Annotated in this window: 16 protein-coding genes; 14 read left to right on the forward strand and 2 right to left on the reverse strand. The window is 50.1% G+C overall.

The window, feature by feature from the left end:
• Window positions 1-48: 48 nt before the first annotated feature.
• Window positions 49-1,212 (reverse strand): MFS transporter, encoded by a 1,164-nt coding sequence (locus QOR82_RS01735; RefSeq protein ID WP_283583091.1) that lies wholly within the window; start codon window positions 1,210-1,212, stop codon window positions 49-51.
• 41 nt (window positions 1,213-1,253) lie between these two features.
• Window positions 1,254-1,490 (reverse strand): hypothetical protein, encoded by a 237-nt coding sequence (locus QOR82_RS01740; protein ID WP_283583047.1) that lies wholly within the window; start codon window positions 1,488-1,490, stop codon window positions 1,254-1,256.
• 143 nt (window positions 1,491-1,633) lie between these two features.
• Here QOR82_RS01740 and QOR82_RS01745 point away from each other — a divergent pair, with 143 nt between their 5' ends.
• The 14 genes from QOR82_RS01745 (at window position 1,634) to QOR82_RS01810 (ending at window position 17,700) form a co-directional block, all read left to right on the forward strand.
• Entirely contained in the window at window positions 1,634-1,900 is a 267-nt protein-coding gene (locus QOR82_RS01745; protein ID WP_283583048.1) for an ACT domain-containing protein, read from the forward strand.
• A gap of 14 nt (window positions 1,901-1,914) precedes the next feature.
• Entirely contained in the window at window positions 1,915-3,258 is a 1,344-nt protein-coding gene (locus QOR82_RS01750; RefSeq protein WP_283583049.1) for a PFL family protein, read from the forward strand.
• Window positions 3,259-3,512: 254 nt separating this feature from the next.
• Window positions 3,513-5,180: a glycoside hydrolase family 13 protein gene (locus QOR82_RS01755; protein WP_283583050.1), complete on the forward strand. Its 1,668-nt coding sequence runs from the start codon at window positions 3,513-3,515 to the stop codon at window positions 5,178-5,180.
• 286 nt (window positions 5,181-5,466) lie between these two features.
• Window positions 5,467-6,321 (forward strand): transporter substrate-binding domain-containing protein, encoded by an 855-nt coding sequence (locus tag QOR82_RS01760; protein ID WP_283583051.1) that lies wholly within the window; start codon window positions 5,467-5,469, stop codon window positions 6,319-6,321.
• 7 nt (window positions 6,322-6,328) lie between these two features.
• On the forward strand, window positions 6,329-7,489 hold the full coding sequence (locus QOR82_RS01765) for an ArgE/DapE family deacylase (protein WP_283583052.1): 1,161 nt from the start codon (window positions 6,329-6,331) through the stop codon (window positions 7,487-7,489).
• A gap of 153 nt (window positions 7,490-7,642) precedes the next feature.
• Window positions 7,643-8,998, forward strand: a complete 1,356-nt coding sequence (locus QOR82_RS01770; protein ID WP_283583053.1) for an APC family permease — start codon at window positions 7,643-7,645, stop codon at window positions 8,996-8,998.
• Window positions 8,999-9,120: 122 nt separating this feature from the next.
• On the forward strand, window positions 9,121-10,440 hold the full coding sequence (locus QOR82_RS01775; RefSeq protein ID WP_283583092.1) for a bifunctional folylpolyglutamate synthase/dihydrofolate synthase: 1,320 nt from the start codon (window positions 9,121-9,123) through the stop codon (window positions 10,438-10,440).
• A 52-nt stretch (window positions 10,441-10,492) separates the two neighbouring features.
• On the forward strand, window positions 10,493-11,173 hold the full coding sequence (locus QOR82_RS01780; protein ID WP_283583054.1) for a JAB domain-containing protein: 681 nt from the start codon (window positions 10,493-10,495) through the stop codon (window positions 11,171-11,173).
• 167 nt (window positions 11,174-11,340) lie between these two features.
• Window positions 11,341-12,345: a rod shape-determining protein gene (locus QOR82_RS01785; RefSeq protein WP_283583055.1), complete on the forward strand. Its 1,005-nt coding sequence runs from the start codon at window positions 11,341-11,343 to the stop codon at window positions 12,343-12,345.
• Between the two features lie 94 nt (window positions 12,346-12,439).
• Window positions 12,440-13,297, forward strand: coding sequence for a rod shape-determining protein MreC (gene mreC / locus QOR82_RS01790; protein WP_283583056.1), 858 nt, complete (start codon window positions 12,440-12,442; stop codon window positions 13,295-13,297).
• A 6-nt stretch (window positions 13,298-13,303) separates the two neighbouring features.
• Window positions 13,304-13,837 carry a rod shape-determining protein MreD gene (gene mreD, locus QOR82_RS01795; RefSeq protein WP_283583057.1) on the forward strand — a complete coding sequence of 178 codons (534 nt, stop codon included), beginning with the start codon at window positions 13,304-13,306 and terminating at the stop codon, window positions 13,835-13,837.
• A gap of 111 nt (window positions 13,838-13,948) precedes the next feature.
• A complete protein-coding gene (yfmF, locus tag QOR82_RS01800; RefSeq protein WP_283583058.1) occupies window positions 13,949-15,205 on the forward strand; it encodes an EF-P 5-aminopentanol modification-associated protein YfmF in 1,257 nt (418 codons plus the stop codon).
• Window positions 15,198-16,490 (forward strand): EF-P 5-aminopentanol modification-associated protein YfmH, encoded by a 1,293-nt coding sequence (gene yfmH / locus QOR82_RS01805; protein ID WP_283583059.1) that lies wholly within the window; start codon window positions 15,198-15,200, stop codon window positions 16,488-16,490. Before yfmF ends, yfmH begins: the two co-directional genes overlap by 8 nt.
• Before the next feature lie 85 nt (window positions 16,491-16,575).
• Window positions 16,576-17,700, forward strand: a complete 1,125-nt coding sequence (locus QOR82_RS01810) for a helix-turn-helix domain-containing protein (RefSeq protein ID WP_283583060.1) — start codon at window positions 16,576-16,578, stop codon at window positions 17,698-17,700.
• Window positions 17,701-17,714: the final 14 nt, after the last annotated feature.

Below are 17,714 nucleotides of genomic sequence, written 5' to 3' on the forward strand. Positions count from 1 at the left end.
ACAAAAAGCCAGCACTCGACGGTGCTGGCTTTTTTAATGGCTTATACTTTAGTTGGCGCTGCGGTAGTGACGACTGAGCACGATGATCAGGATGGTTGTGAGGAGCCCGTAAGCGGCCCCGACAAAACCGAGATTGGCGATGCTGGTAAATTTAACCGTCATAGAAGCACTCAGTGAACCGAGCGAAATCCCGATGTTCGCAAAGATCGAGTTGAACGACGAGGCGAGGTCGATCGATTGAGGGTACTTGTGTTCCGCAATGTCGAGGAACATCAGCTGCGTGGAAGCCCCGTAACAAGAGAAGGAAACGCAGAGCAGGGCGATGATGATAACCGCCAGCCAGCGGAAATGCAGCATTGGGACCAGGGCAAGGTAGAGAATCGTCATGAAAATATAAATGATCGGCAGGGAGTTAATTCCGCCGTGGTCGGCGACAAAGCCCCCGAACTTGTTGCCGATGATGAAGACGATCCCTTGGGCGAAGAGCAACCAGTTGAGCCAGGTGTTGTCAAAGCCCATCACGTTGGTAATCAGTGGCCGGATATAGGTGTAAATACTGTAATCCGCCGCGCAGACCGTGACGATGAAGATCACGCCGATGATGATTCGGCTGTCCTTGAAGAGGGTGAACTGTTTAGTAAAGGAACTTTTGACTTGGGGCGTGTCGCGGGGCACCAGCCAGATCAAGGCCAGGAAGACGAAAATCGTCAGAACGGTGATCATCCAGAAACTGTCATGCCAGGAAAAGGTGGTTGAAATCACGGTTCCGATGGGAATCCCAATGACCGACGCGATGCTGAAGCCAGCAAAGACCCAGGAAAGCAGGCTGGCCCGCTTATTGCGGGGAGCGACATAGTTAGCCATTACTAAAACGAGGGAAATAATGGCTCCGGCAACGGTGGAAGTTAAGATCCGGGATAAGAGCAGGGAAAGAAAGCTGTGTGACAGGGCGGTCCAGGTATTGCCGATAAAGAAGATCACCATTAACGTTAACAGGACATGGTGGCGCCGCCAGTGATTGGCCAGGGAAGTGATAAGCGGGGTTGAAATGGCGTAGACTAAGGCAAAAACAGTTACTAATAACCCTAGTGCCGATAGTGAAGCGTGAATTTCCCTGGAAATATCAGGGAGGACACCGACAATCATGTATTCGTTACAGCCGAGCATAAAAGCAACAAAAACAAACAAGATAGATTGCAAACGATATTTCATAATTAACAGGGCGGTCGCTTCGTGGACCGCCAAACTCCTTTCTAGTTTTCCTTTAACCAGTCATTGAGAAATGCTGCTAGTTTTTCCACGTCGCGGTGCTGAAAAGCAAAAGTATTGGTATATTGGTGGCCTTCACGGTCATCATTGGTCAATAGGACGTTTAATTGATGCTCATGTTGGTCGGGAATAATACTGAGTTCGTTGCGACATTCATCGTCACGGTCTTCACCGTCGTAAGTTTCATGAAACCATGATGGATTACTTTCTGTTTGGTGCATTGGATTGATCCTCCTCTAAACAAACCACTCTCTAGTATACAGCTTGGTTAATGGTGAGCGGGAGAATATAGTGATTTTGAGGAGGGAAGCATGGTATATTATTGATAACATTTATCGCAGTTGGTTTTATGAAGGAGGGCATTATGAAAGCAATTTTAACGACGATTGGCAAGGACAAACCCGGGATTGTCGCCGGTGTCAGTGGTTTTCTAGCAAGCAAAGATATCAACATTCTGGATATTTCCCAAACAATTATGGATGGCAATTTCACGATGATGATGCTGGTAGAATTGACGAACCAACCAGATTTCAACCAACTGGTCGGTCAGCTCGATGCACTGGGCCAAAAGCTGGGAGTGGATATTAACGTCCGCAACGAGGCTCTTTATAACGCTATGCACCAACTATAGGAGGCTGAGCCCTGATGGAAACGGCAAAGATTCGCGAAACTTTACGGATGATTAATGATGAACAACTGGACCTGCGGACAATTACCATGGGCATTTCTCTCTTTGATTGTGCCGACAGTGACAGTGATCGCGCCTGTCAAAAAATCTACGATAAAATTACGAGCAAGGCCCGGCACCTCGTCCAAGTTGGGGAGGAATTGGAAGCGGAATACGGGATCAAGATCGCGAATAAGCGGGTGGAGGTGACGCCGATCGCGATGATCGCCGCTGCTTCTGGCGACCATGATTACGTGAAATATGCCCGGACCCTCGATCGGGCAGCTCATGAAGTCGGGGTAGACTTTATCGGTGGTTTTTCTGCCCTCGTTCAAAAGGGTTACGGCAGTGGTGATCAGGTGTTGATCCATTCTTTACCTCAAGCGCTAAATGAAACTGACTTGGTGTGCGCTTCGGTCAACGTCGGCTCGACGAAGGCCGGCATTAATATGGACGCCATCAAACAGATGGGGGAAATTGTGCTTGCCGCCAGCAAGTTAGATTATATGTGTAACGCGAAGTTGGTGACTTTCTGCAATGCCGTCGATGACAACCCCTTTATGGCGGGGGGCTTTCTCGGTGTCGGCGAAGCGGATACGGTGATTAATTGCGGTGTATCGGGCCCTGGCGTGGTAAAGGCCGCCCTCGAAAAGGTGAAAGGACAGTCAATCGATGTCGTAGCCGAAACAATCAAGCAGACGGCTTTTAAGATTACCCGGCTCGGTCAGTTGATCGGCAGTGAAGCCGCCAAGCGTTTGCATACTCGCTTTGGGATTGTTGACCTCTCCTTGGCACCAACGGCAGCCGCTGGTGATTCGGTCGCGGATGTACTGGAAGAAATCGGCTTGTCAACGGTCGGGACCCACGGGACCACGGCGGCTTTGGCAATGCTCAATGATGCCGTCAAAAAGGGTGGTATTATGGCCTGCAGTCACGTCGGCGGGTTGTCCGGGGCCTTTATTCCGGTCTCCGAAGATGCGGGGATGATTCGCGCCGTCGAAAATGATCAGTTGCACTTTGATAAACTCGAAGCAATGACGGCCGTTTGTTCAGTTGGGTTGGACATGATTGCGGTGCCAGGCGATACCAGTGCCGCGACGATCAGTGGGATGATGGCTGATGAAGCGGCGATCGGGATGATCAACGCTAAAACGACGGCCGTTCGGGTAATCCCGGTACCAGGTAAGCAGGTCGGCGACACCGTTGAATTTGGCGGTTTGCTTGGCCATGCCCCCGTGATGAACGTCGGTGATGGTTCGCCGGCCGCGATGATTAACCGCGGCGGGACCTTGCCAGCTCCTATTCACTCCTTTAAAAATTAAGAAAAAGCTACCAGTGCCTCGGTGGGCTATGGTAGCTTTTTATTATTAAATAAATATAATTTAAGGTTTTTTATGGGCAATCGCCGTTGTGCAAACGGTTGCCAAACGGTCACAAATCAGTAAAAAAATTATATTTATGTGTTGGCTGTCGTGGAAACGGTTGCACAATACGAAAAAGTTTCTTATACTATAATCGTCAATTAAGAAAAGCGCTTTCGAGCGCAGGTCATCTTATAAGAAACGAGGAAGATAAAATGAGTGATTGGTGGAAAAAAGCAGTTGTTTACCAGATCTATCCGCAAAGTTTTCAAGACAGCAACGGTGACGGGATTGGTGATCTGAAAGGCATTATGTCCCGCCTTGACTACTTGCAAAGCCTCGGGGTGAACACCCTTTGGCTGACGCCAATTTACGAATCACCGATGGTCGATAACGGCTATGACGTGGCTGACTACAAGGCGATCAACCCGATTTACGGGACGATGGATGACTTCGACCAGCTTTTAAAGGATGTCCACGATCGGCACATGCACCTGCTGATGGACATGGTGGTTAATCACACCTCTGATCAATGCAAGTGGTTCCAAGAATCAAAGAAGTCGCGGACTGGCAAATACGCTGATTACTACATCTGGGAAGACCCCAAGCCGGATGGCAGTGCCCCGACTAACATGGGCGGGGTCTTCGGTGGCTCAGCCTGGGAATACGTTCCGGAACGGAAGCAGTATTACCTGCACATGTTTGCCAAGCAGCAAGTCGACCTGAACTGGGATAACCCGGAAGTACGCAAGGCGGTTTACGACTGCATGATTTTCTGGGCCAAGAAAGGGGTCGACGGCTTCCGGCTCGACTCACTGAACTCCCTGTCCAAACGGCGGCCGTTTGTCGATCTGCCGAAAGCTGCCGGCAGTGACTATGGCAACGTCTTCGCTTGCGTATCCAACGGGCCGCATCTGCACGAATACCTGCGGGAGATGAACAAGGAAGTCTTCTCCAAGTACGACATGCTGACCGTCGGGGAAACTTCGAACACGACCGTTGAGGAAGCCACCAAGTACATCCGGCCAGACGAACTGTCAATGGTCTTCCAGTTTGAACACATGGATGTTGACTCTGGGCGCTTTGGCCAATACTCCAACGTTCGCTTCAAGATGAGCGACCTGCGTGATACCCTGGCTAAATGGCAGAAGGGGATGGCCTGGAATGCCCTTTACCTCGGCAACCACGACCAACCGCGGCTGGTTTCCCGTTTTGGCGACGACAAGCACTTCCGCAAGGAATCAGCCAAGATGCTTGCTACGATGTACATCCTGCAAAAGGGAACACCGTACATCTTTGAAGGTGACGAAATCGGGATGACCAACGTCAACTTTAAGAGTATTGACGATTACCACGACCTTGACTCTCACCAGATCTACAACCATATGCTGGACTGGGGCGTTTCCAAGGAAGAGGCCTTGGATATCATTCAGCGCAAGTCCCGGGACAATGGGCGGACACCATTCCAGTGGGACGACAGCAAGGAAGCTGGCTTCACGACCGGCAAGCCGTGGATGACGGTCAATGCCAACTACAAGCAGATTAATGCTGCCGAAGCGGAGAAGGATCCGGACTCAATCCTGGCTTACTACAAGAAATTGTTGAAGCTGCGCAATAACACGGCTACCTTGATCGAAGGCGACTTCAAACTTTTGTCGGCCGATGACTCCAGCATCTTTGCTTACCAACGTTCTGATGACAAGGCCACTTACCTGGTTATCACTTCCTTTGCTAAGGAAAAGGTTCGTTACGACCTGGCAACGATCGACAAGCAATTCGACCAGCTCGAGCTTGCTTTGAACAACTACGACGATCTTGAAGAAAGTGACAACGTGCTGTACCTGAAGCCATACCAGGCCCTAGTACTGAAAGTTAAAGATTAGGATTTAACTGAATTAGCAAAAAAGGAGGACGCCAAAATGCGTCCTCCTTTTTAAGTGGCGTTGAGCCACTCCTGCCAAGGGTATTTTCATTATAGCACGGTTGATTATTCATAAATTTCGAATAAAATTGGTATTTCGCTTGTCAAATGCAATAATATGCATTATGATAGGGAACATCAAATGAATATATGCATCCATTATGACGGATGAAAGCAATAATCAGCTGATACATGAGGATTTAGCTCATGATGATTGAATAAAAATTAATTCAGCGGGAGGAATAATTATGAAGTGGCAAAAGCTGAAAAAATTAGCATTGGTCGGGGCGGCAGCACTCCTGACGATCTCATTTGGTTTGGCGGGCTGTGGGAAGAAGTACAGTGCTGCTGACCAAAGCGTACAACGGATCAAGGACAAGAAGACCCTGGTGGTTGGAACGTCGGCCGACTTTGCCCCGATGGAATTTCCGATTACCCAGAATGGCAAAACTAAATATGTCGGCTTCGACATGATGCTGGCTAATAAAATCGCTAAGGACATGGGAGTGAAGGTCAAAGTGGTCAACATTGCCTTCCCATCGTTGATCAGTGAACTGAAGAATAACAAGGTTGATGTGGTCCTAGCAGGGATGACCTACACTCCATCGCGGGCTAAGGCGGTCGCTTTCTCCAAGCCCTACCACAACGACAAAGACAAGGGAACAAACAACGTGCTTTTGATCAAGAAGAGCAACCTCAATAAGTACACGACCAAGGCTTCGTTGAAGGGTAAGTCCGTCGGGGCCCAACAGGGTTCAAACCAGGAAGCACTGGTAAAGTCAAAGCTGAAGGATTCAAAGTTGGTGGTTGAAAGCTCGAACAACGCGATGGCTACCGAAGTCAAAAACGGGACTATTCAAGCGATGATGTGCAACGGGGACACCGCCAAGGGCTACGTTCACAAGTACCCGAACACTTACGCTTTGGCCAAGGTGAAGATCTACACGCCGGCTAAATACACGGCCGACCGGGTCATCGTCCGGAAAAACGACAAGGCCCTGTTGAAAGAGGTCAACAAGGTGATCGACCAGCAAAAGAAGAGCGGCAATTTGACAAAGATGTATAACAAGGCCATCCAGCTCCAGCACAAATACGGAAAGTAGGCTCATTATGGATCAAGCAAAACAATTAGAGATCTTCAAGCATATTATCGATATCAAATCCGTCAATGACCACGAAGCAGATGTCGCAGACTATATTGCCACTTTGTTCGAACCATACAAGGACCGAGTGGACGTTTCGCGTGTTACCTTCGCCCCGGGCCGTGATAACCTGGTGATTGCGACTAAGGATGCCCAAGGACCGGTTTTCGGCCTCTCGGGACACATGGACACGGTGGCAACGGGGAATCTGGCGGACTGGCAGACGGACCCCTTCAAGGCGACTGTCAAAGATGGCAAGCTTTATGGTCGGGGTGCGGCCGACATGAAAAGTGGGGTTGCTGCGATCGTGTGCGCCCTGCTGGAAATGCTGGACGGGACCGCACCGTTGCCGGGACCGGTCAAGCTGCTGCTGACGGTGGGCGAAGAAACTGGTGAATACGGGGCTGCCCAGCTGACTAAGGAAGGCTATGTCGACGACCTCGGCGCCCTGGTGATTTCGGAGCCGGGTGATGACATGAAGGAATTGACTTACACTGCGAAGGGCGTTATCGACTACAAGGTCACTTCCCTGGGCAAGTCGGTGCACAGCTCCTACCCGGATCAGGGGATCAATGCCATTACCAACCTTCTCGATTTTGTCAACCAGGTGGAGGGGGTTCTCGACCAGTTTGAACACGTTGAAAACCCGGTCCTCGGTCACCAGGTTTCCAGTGTGACGAAGATCGGCGGCGGGGATCAAGTCAATTCAATTCCTTCCGAGGCTTGGGTGATGGGCAACATCCGGACGATTCCAGAACACCCGAACAAGGAAATCTATACGGCGTTAGAGGGATTGGTCGCCAAGTGCAACCAATTACCAGATCACCAGCTGAAGATCGAGTATTCCTATCCTGAAGAACCAATGGCCGGCGACCCACATTCTAAGCTGCTGCAGCAGGCTCAGCAGGTCCACGATGAGATGTTCGACCAGGCTGTGAAGGTGGTTGGCTCTGGTGGGGCCAATGATGGTTCCGAGTTCTCGCAAGCGGAAAACGACTTCACTACGGTGTTGATCGGACCGGGATCGGCAAGTTCACACCAGTCCAACGAGTACTGTGATCTGGCAGTTTACTACCAGTCGATCAAGTACTACGAAAAGTTGGCCCAGCTGTACTTTAGCGAGTTGTAGACGAGGAGAAAGGCATTCAATTAAGCCGGCGGGATAAGTCTGCCGGCTTTTCTTATCCACCGAATGAGCGAAAAAAGGGCTTGCTTCGGGTTGCTATTAGTGTTAAATTAAAAAATGGATTTTTTATTAAAATTTGATTAAAAAGGGGCGAGAATGATGGATAAACAGCAAGAGGACCACGAGCTGAAACGTTCGCTCGGTCTTGGATCAGCATTATCAATTGTTGTGGGGACCCTGATCGGTTCAGGGATCTTCTTCAAACAAGGATCAGTATTGGATAGTGCTGGTTCATCTACGATGGCCCTGTTAGCCTGGATTCTTGGTGGGATCATCACTCTTGCCGGTGGGCTGACGGTGGCCGAAATCGGGGCCCAGATGCCGTACACGGGGGGGCTTTATGTTTATATCGAAAACATCTATGGCCGTCTGATGGGCTTCATGGCCGGCTGGATGCAGGTGATTGTCTACGGACCAGCGATTATCGCTTCGGTGGCCGGTTTTATGAGTATCCTAATGGCCAACTTTTTCGGCCTGGGTAGTCAATGGCGGGTTCCTTTGGCGATTATCACGGTCCTGATCATTACGATCATCAATATTTTGCAGAACCAAGCCGGAGCCTGGTTTGCGATTATTACGACTATTGCCAAGATGGTTCCGATCGCGGCCATCATCATCTTCGGGGTTTTCTTCGGCCACCAGCACGCCCTGGGACAAACGGTTGCCGAAGTACACCAGAATGCTGGCAACTTCGGGGTAGCGATTCTGGCGACCCTCTTTGGTTACGATGGTTGGATCTTAGTTGCTAGCCTGGGTGGTGAAATGAAGAATCCCCAAAAGGTACTGCCCAAGGCGATCGTATTGGGGATCACCTTCGTCCTGATCGTCTACACGCTGATCACTTACGGGGTACTTCGCTTCTTGCCAGTAGAAACGATTCACCGGCTCGGCGAAAACACGACTTCTTACATGTCCAAAGCTGCCTTTGGACCGATCGGTGGCAAGCTGCTGGATGCCGGGATTATCATCTCGATGATGGGGACCCTCAACGGCAAAATTATGACCTTCCCGCGGATCGTTTATGCGATGGCCAAGCGCCACGACTTGCCATTTTCCCACATCCTTGGCTATGTGACTCCGAAGTCGCACGAACCGGTTTCCGCCCAGCTGTTCATTTTGATATTGGCGGCGATTATGATGTGCTTCTTTGATCCGGACCGCTTGTCAGACCTGTGTGTGTTCACGGTTTACATTTTCTATACGCTGGCCTTTATCGGGATCTTCATTCTGCGGAAACGCCACCCTGATCCGGCTGTGCGGCCGTTTAAGACGCCGCTCTACCCATTTGTGCCGATTGTGGCCCTGGCCGGGGGGATCTTCGTTTTGATCAGTGAAGTCTTCAATGACACCCCGGGAGTGCTGCTCTTTGTGGTAATCGTGATTGTCGGTTTGCCGGTCTTAGCCCTGGTTAAGTGGCTGGACAAGCGCCGTGTCGATAAGAGTAAATTCTAAACTAGTGGGATTGCTTCACTTATAAGATGATATTGAGATCGAGAAATATTTTTCCCGGTCTTTTTTTGTTTTGCATTCGCCCAGTGGCTTTGCCATAATTGGAAGCAAATGGAGGCGTGATGATGACAGAAATTCAAACGGTAGAAGACGCCCTGGCTTTTATCCACGGGCGGACGAAATTTAAAAAGATTCCAACCCTCAAGCGGATGCGCCGCTTTCTGCAAGAACTGAACGATCCCCAGCAAGGACTGACCTACATCCACGTCACGGGAACGAACGGCAAGGGATCGGTCGTGGCGATGACTCGGCAGATCTTGATGGAGCAGGGGCTGTCCGTGGGGACATTCACTTCGCCCTTCATCACCAAGTTCAACGAGCGGATTGCGCTCAATGGTCAGCCGATCAGCGATGCGGACCTCGTTACTTACACCCGGCGGGTTGCCCAGGTCGTTGACAAATTGGACCAGACCTTGCCGACGGGCGGACCGACGGAGTTTGAAATCGACACGGCAATCATGTTTTGCTATTTTGCCGCCAAGAAACCGGACGTGGTGATCTTGGAAGTCGGCATCGGTGGGCTCTTTGATTCGACAAACGTCATTGAGCATCCAGTGGTGACGGCGATCACTACCGTCGGTTACGATCACATGAAGGTGTTGGGCAACACCTTGGCCGCCATCGCCCGGCAAAAGGCGGGAATTATCAAAGCTGGCCGGCCGATGGTCATTGGGCAACTGCCTAAAGAAGCATTGCAGGTGGTCAAGCAGACGGCCGCTGAACAAGCTGCTCAGCTTTACCAACCAGGCATTGACTACCAGGTGGCCAAAACTAATGGTCATGATTTTCGGGCCCAAATCCTTTACGATGGCCCCGGGTTACATCATGTGAAGGCTCAGCTGGGACTAGGCGGTGACTACCAGGTTCAAAATGCTGGCGTGGCCATTACCCTGGCAGAAGTTTTTTGTCAGGAACGGGGGATGCCGTTTGACCGCCAGGCCCTGGTCAAAGCCCTTTTGGCTAGCCGTTGGCCAGGTCGTTTAGAAGTTGTCAACGATGAGCCGCTGGTGATTTTGGACGGGGCCCACAATTTGCCGGGCATCCAGGCCCTCTGCCAGACGATTCGCGATGACTTTGCCGACCGGGACGTCTACTTGCTGGTCGCGATCTTGGCCGACAAGCAATACGAATTGATGCTGGGTGAATTGGCCAGTCTGCCGAACGTGCACATCACGGTGACGAACTTTGCCGGCCCGGGGCCGAAGCGGCCGAGCGCAGACCTTGGCGCGGTAATCGAAGAACTGAAGAGTCGTTACCCGATCAAAATGGTCGATCCGTGGCAGGTGTCTTTTGCCCAACTAGCCCGGCAATTGAGCAGTGAAGATGTCCTGATGGTGACCGGCTCGCTCTACTTTATTTCAGATGTCCGTCATCTTTTCGACTAATTTACGGCCTTTTTGGACCTTCTGCCGTATTTAATGGATAGGAGGGATGATAATGTTGAAAATGAAACATAAGCGGACACGCTGCTTGACTTTGCCAGATGATGCGACCATGTTGGACTTCCAACACCGCTACCGGCAGTTAGTTAAAGAATACTTTGCCCGGGTGGCTAACGGGTCGCAACTGATGCACCACTTTCTGACGTGTTGTCCAGGGCCGGCTGAGCTGCGCAATTTGAGTGCCGAAGACGAAGCGGCCCTATTAGATGAAAATGAAGCAGTAATGGGACCATTATTGGCAGCAATCAGTCTGGGACAGGTAGCGTTGACTTGTCCCCACCAAATGATCGGCCATGCCTACTCAAGCAGTCAGCTGGGGGATGACCTGGTCGAAGAGATGGCCGCTTGTCAGGCTGAAGAAGTGATTATTGCTCTGACGGACATCCATAACGAATTAATCGGCAAACGGGTTCTCTTTCGGGGTGGTCTAGCCGAGTGTCAACTCTATCCGGACCGGATTTTTAATTACGCTCTGCGAACCGGCGCCAAGGGAGTAGTGATGGTCCACAACCACCCGACCGGTGACATTAATCCGTCAAAAGAAGACTTGCGGATGATGAACCGGCTCAATCGGGGGTGTGACCTCCTGGGCCTGTGCTTATTAGATTGCTTTATCATTGGGCGGGGGGAATATTATAGTTGGCGTGAATCGGCCGTCGATGAGGAAATTTGCTAAGGATCTTAAACTTTTCTTATGCCTGCCTAGAAAAAGTTCCAGAAGGGCGTTGAATTGTTGTATAGTAGTGACTGTTAAACTGCTGCTCGCGTATGGTATAATGTTGCCGATAGTGAAAACATTTCATACGTGAGTATCAATGATTCAATACGAAGGGAAGAAAAATTTTGCTAGGAATGGGAACAACTAATATTGGTATTGATCTTGGCACTGCCAATACGATTGTTTATATCGAAGGCAAAGGGATTGTTCTTCGCGAACCATCCGTCGTTGCTCGTAACACCAAGACTAATGCGATCATCGCCGTGGGTTCAGAGGCCCGGGACATGATTGGACGGACACCGGAAAGCATCGCCGCAATTCGGCCGATGAAGGACGGTGTGATTGCCGATTACGATACGACTGTTGCTATGATTCAGTATTACATGAACAAGGCGCTTGGTAAGCGGTCAAGCAAACCCTACGTCATGGTTTGTGTACCAACTGGTGTGACTGAGGTTGAAAAGCGGGCTGTGATTGATGCCACGCGGGTAGCCGGCGCGCGTGATGCGTACGTTATCGAAGAACCATTTGCAGCTGCAATTGGGGCTGGCTTACCGGTTATGGATCCGACCGGGAGTATGGTTGTTGACATTGGTGGCGGGACGACCGACGTTGCCACGATCTCTTTAGGCGGAATTGTTTCAAGCCGTTCGATTCGGATGGCTGGTGACAAGATGAACGATGCGATTGTTGCCTTTGTTCGCAACCAAAAGAACCTCTTGATCGGTGAACGGACGGCGGAAAAGCTCAAGTGGGATATCGGTTCTGCTTCCCCAAAGGATGCTGCTGAAATGGGGACGACGGAAATTCGCGGTCGCGACCTGGTTACGGGCTTGCCGAAGACGATCGAAGTTTCGGCGGTTGACGTTTCAACGGCTCTTCAAGACGTAGTTAATGACATCATCACCGCGATCAAGGGTACTTTAGAGGACACGTCACCTGAAATTGCGGCGGACGTGATTGATCATGGGATCGTGCTGACTGGTGGCGGAGCATTACTGAAGAATCTGCCAACCGTTATCGCTGATGCAACGAAAGTTCCAGTGTTTATTGCCAAGGACCCATTGGACTGTGTTGCGATCGGGACTGGTGAGTCACTGAAGAGCATTGACGTAATGAAGAAAAAGTAATTAATGGTGGATTGCGCCACCGTTGAGCGGGGCTGTCTGCAAAACCAAGACGTTTTGCCGGCCCCGTTCCTTGTTATTCAAATGGAGGATATTAATGCATAGATTTATCTCGAACCGCCGGCTAGTGATCCTCGTTGTCATCCTGGTTGTGTGTTTCGGATTAATGGCTGGTTCGGTGGCTTTGCGTAATCGCCGGAACACCCCACCTTTGATTCAACAATTTGGCAATGATGTGGTGGGCTTCGCTGACGGGGTGGTTGCCTACCCGGCCAACGGTTTACAGCATGGGATGGATTCAGTTTCGGAGCTGATGAATACTTACCAGGAAAACCGGGAATTGAAGCAGCAGGTTTCGCAATTGGCCCAAACCCAGGTCCGTGACCAAACCTTAGCCAAAGAAAATCGGCAGTTAAAGCAGGAATTAAAACTCAATCACTCGCTGACGGATTATTCGACCGTGACGGCATCAGTACTGAGCCGGACACCTTCAACTTGGCAGCAGCAACTGATCATTAATAAGGGACAGACAAGCGGCGTTAAGAAGAACATGCCGGTCTTGTCTGGTTCCGGTTTGGTCGGTCGGGTCAGCGAAGTGAACAAAACCAATTCGAAGGTGGAACTGCTGAGTGACACTGGGGAATCGGCTAACCGTTTTGCGATCCATATTGATGGTGCTTCAGGTAAGAGTGTCAATGGGGTGATCACCGGCTATAATTCCTCAACCAATTTACTGGAAGTAGGCCAGGTGAGTTCCAAAGCCAAGATTTCGAAGGGTGAAAAAGTTGTCACGTCCGGCATGGGCGGGATCACCCCGAAGGGCCTCTATGTCGGTCGGGTTGCCCGGGTCGGCAAGGATGATTATGGCTTAGCCCAGAAGATTTATATTACCCCGGCAACCAACTTTAATGAAATCAATATCGTCACGGTTGCCGAGCTCGATTCAGAGGAGTAGTGACTAATGTATCGTCTTTCGCGTTTAAGATATGTTTTTCCGCTTGGTCTCCTAGCAGCCTTTTTTCTAGACGGGAGTCTGTCTAAGCTTTGTGCTGATCTGTTTTTCAAGTATCCCTATGCCATGTCGAGTCAGTTGGTAATGCTCTGGCTGGTTTTCACTTACTTTTTCAAAGAAGATATTGATGTACCTTTGATGGGGGCAGCGGTGATCGTTGGTATCCTTGCGGACGTCTATTACGCCGGCATTTTAGGGCTGTTTATGTTTTTATATCCAGCGGTGATCATGATGACCCGGTCGCTGGGCAAACTGTTGGATCGGACCTTTCTAAGCATGATTTTAATTTTCTTCATTGATCTGACGGTCTTTGAAGCCCTCAACTATTTTGCTTATAGCGCCATTGGCATTATTCATGTCGATTTTGGTGACTTTTTGGTATATAACCTGGCCCCGACTTTAGCTTTGAATTTGATCTACTTCGTTGTTTTGTACTGGCCGATCGGGCGGCTTTTCCGCTGGTCATTGAGTGGACGCCGTTAATTCTGACAGCAAGTGACATGACACATTTAAAATTTCACAGGAGGCTGAGAGAAACGTTTTTTCTCAGCTTCCTTTCTGTTTAGTGATTGCAACAAAAGGAGGAACGAGTAAATGGATTTGACAATTCGCCAGGGGGTGAATCTCCATATTATTCCGACGGATCAATTTCGTTTAACAACGGTCGTCGTCAATTTTGCCACTCCCCAAACGGCGACAAACCCAACTGTTCGCCATTTATTGGCCAATATTTTAGAAAGTAGTTGCCAAAAGTACCCGAGTCAAACTTTACTAGCCCGGAAGTTGGATGACCTCTACGGAACCTTCCTTAGTGCCAACGTGGCACGGGTAGGGCAGTTGCATAATTTTCGATTGCGTGCACAGATGATCAATGATCAGCAGGCGGGCGAAGCACTGTTTGTCCAGGTGATGGACTTGCTCGCCGAAATATTGTTTCACCCGCTGAAAGATGACGACGGTTTTGATCCCACTACCATCAAAGTGCAACGTGCTAACTTGGCGGGGATTCTTCGTTCGGTGACCGATGATAAGCAATTTTACGCCTATCAACAGGTTGAGAAGCAATTTTATGATTTAGATAGCGTTATGTGGCACCCGAGCTATGGGGAACTGGAACTGCTGGATAAGATTAGACCGGCGGACCTGGTGACTGCCTACCGGCAAATGCTGGCTTCGGATCAGGTAGATATCTTTGTACTGGGCAATGTCGACACGGCAACGGTTGAGCGGAGTTTGCAGAGCTGGCCCCTAGCTGCGCGCCAACAACTTTCGACCATTGCCGACTATCATCAGCCCTTTCACCACCACTTGCGAGTACGCAAAGAACATCAGCGGCTCAGTCAAGCCAAGCTCGATGCGGCTTTTTCGCTGCCCGTCTATTACCGCGACGAAGGTTATTACGCGGCTTTGGTGATGAACGGACTACTGGGAGGATCACCATATTCCAAACTCTTTTTAAACGTTCGCGAAAAAGCAGGGCTTGCCTATTATGCTGATAGTCAGGTGCGGGCTTTTGGTGGTCACCTTGTCGTTGAAACGGGGATTCAGACGAAAAATTATTCGCGGGTGCGCGACTTGATCAAACAGCAGGTTGTTGAACTTCAAGAAGGTCGATTTACGGATGAACAATTGGCGGAAGTCAAAGCCGCCTTAGTCAATGATTATCAGATCGGTCTGGACTCACCACTCAATATTATTGAGCATCGCCTGGTCAACGAGATGAGCCGTCACCGGGAATTGATTGATGTTCCGGCGGCAGTTGAGGCAGTGACAAGACAAGAGGTTATTGAGGCAGCAAGGCTGCTGCGCCTCCAGGCAGTATATTTTCTGGGCGGTGAACAGAATGAATAAGCAAGTGGATGAACAACTAAAGATCAGTCGTTATAGTCAGGTTTTGGATAACGGCCTGCGAGTCGAGCTCTTGCCAATGGCCGGTTATCACAAAACCTACGCGATCATGAGTGCCGACGTCGGTTCCATCGATAATGATTTTTGCTTGGCAGATGGGCAGCACGTCCACTTGCCGGCGGGGGTAGCCCATTACTTGGAACACAAACTCTTTGAAAAAAAGGACCATGACGCCTTTGACCTCTTCGGCAAGCTTGGTGCGGATTCCAATGCTTTTACGGACTTTACCCGGACGTCTTACTTGTTTTCGACGGCGGGCAAGCTGCACCAATGTCTGGATATTCTGCTCGATTTTGTGCAGGAGCCTTACTTTACCCCGGAATTGGTCGATAAGGAGCGCGGCATTATCGCCTCAGAAATTCAGATGTACCAGGACCAGCCAGCCGAGCGCCTCTACATGGGGATGATGGCCAATCTCTACCCGCACGACCCGATGCGAAACGACATTGCCGGGACGGTGAACTCCATTCAAAAAATTACTGCTGACGACCTGTACCAGCTCTACGACAACTTTTATCATCCGGCCAACATGAGTCTCCTGGTGGTCGGCAAGCTGGATCCACAAGAGACGATGGCGTGGATTGTGGATAATCAGGCTAAAAAGCAGTTTAGGGCGCATTATCAGCGGCCACGTTCATTTACGCCAGCTGACCCCACAGCTCGCGATGTGATTAGAAGTGGGCACGTTACAATGCCCGTTACCCGGCCGCAAGTCATGGTTGGTCTTCGGGGAATTCAGCACTTCACGAGCGGTCGCGAGCGGCTGAAGTACCGCTTGAGCGCGGATCTCTTGCTCGCCTTGCTGTTTGACGAAAATTCGGCGAACTTCCTGAAACTATATAATGCCGGAATTATCGATGATACTTTCGGCTATCAATTAGAAATGCAGCGGGGCTTTCACTTTGCCGGCTTTTCAACAGCAACCGAGCAGGGCGACGCGTTTATTAATCAGGTCGAGGATATTTTGAACCGGGCCGATGCCGAATTGGACCGTTCGCAGCAATTCTTTACTACGATTAAGCGGGCCTGGATTGGTCGTTTGGTGGGAATGCTTGATTCTCCCGAAACAGTGGCCGAGCGCTTTGCCGGTAGGCTCTATGACAATGCATTATTGACCGATGAAATTGCTGCTTTGAAGACGATTGAGCTGAAAGACCTGCAACGGGTGGTTGACTTGCTGATCAAACCAGCGCGGCTGACTAATTACCAAGTTTTGCCTAAGAATTAAGAACTTTCTTATCATTTGCCCAAAAGGCTTTATGCTATACTAATTGAGGTTAGTCAGAAAATTAAAAAAACGAGGAATCGATAATATGAGTGAAAACGAACAACCAAGTTCTAACAAAGAGCACCGCAGTGATGTTGGCCAAAAACTGCGGGCTGCTCGTGAAGCTAAAGGCTACACCCTAGATGCTTTACAACAGATTACCAAGATTCAGAAGCGTTATTTAATCGCCATCGAAGACGATAAATTTGACCAGCTGCCGGGCGATTTTTATGTTCGGGCCTTCGTCAAACAATATGCCAATACGGTGGGCCTTGACGGCGATGACTTGTTAAAGCAGTACGATGATGAATTGCCGCAAACCAAGACTCATGAATATTCCGAGCACATCACCCAGGCGGTCGAAACGCGAACCAGTCACCATAAGGCAGCTGAACAGATGGAAGCGGCCCGGCGCAAATACCTACCGACGATTGTAATCGCTGTGATTGTCGTCTTGATCCTTGCTGTAATTTGGGTGACGGCAATTGTGCGTCACCGGGAAAACTCGACCAGGATCGATCGAAGTTCGGTTTCGGTTTCGGGTGAATCGAGCAAGAAGGAAAAGCAATCATCATCTTCCAGCAAGAAGAAACCAACCAAGACAACGAGTGCCGTTAAGCTGACGGAAGCTTCCCGCAATTCGACGAGTGTTACCTACAATGCCAAGTCGCTGAAGAAGAGTGCCCAGTTGGTCCTGACGACCAGCGGCCAATCCGCTAACTCCGTAATGGTCGACAACACAACCCGGTTGAACCGGATGATGGTTGCTAATGGCAAGGAAAACGTAACAGTGGCGAAGAATGCCAACACGGTTGTCATCCGCATCGGGACGCCAGCTAATACTAAGGTCAAGATCGGTGGCAAGACCATCGACTTCACGGCCAACAATCGTTACCCACAGACGCGGACGATCACGATTCACTTTGGCAATACTAGCTCTTCATCCAGCTCCAGCAGCTCGACGACAAGCTCCAGTCGGTACAATAGCAGTTCAACGACTAATAACAACAGTGGTAGTACTTCACGGACAACCACGACTGGTACAACTAATACGCGGTCGACCGGTACGACGAATAACCAGTCGCAAACAACGAGTGCCCCGGCAAATCGCCAGCAAACGACAACCACAACCAATCGGGGGACTTCAACGGCAACCAGTAGCAACCAGTAATGCTGGGCCAATTG

The sequence above is a fragment of the Limosilactobacillus difficilis genome (assembly GCF_947387495.1).
Classification (GTDB): domain Bacteria; phylum Bacillota; class Bacilli; order Lactobacillales; family Lactobacillaceae; genus Limosilactobacillus; species Limosilactobacillus difficilis.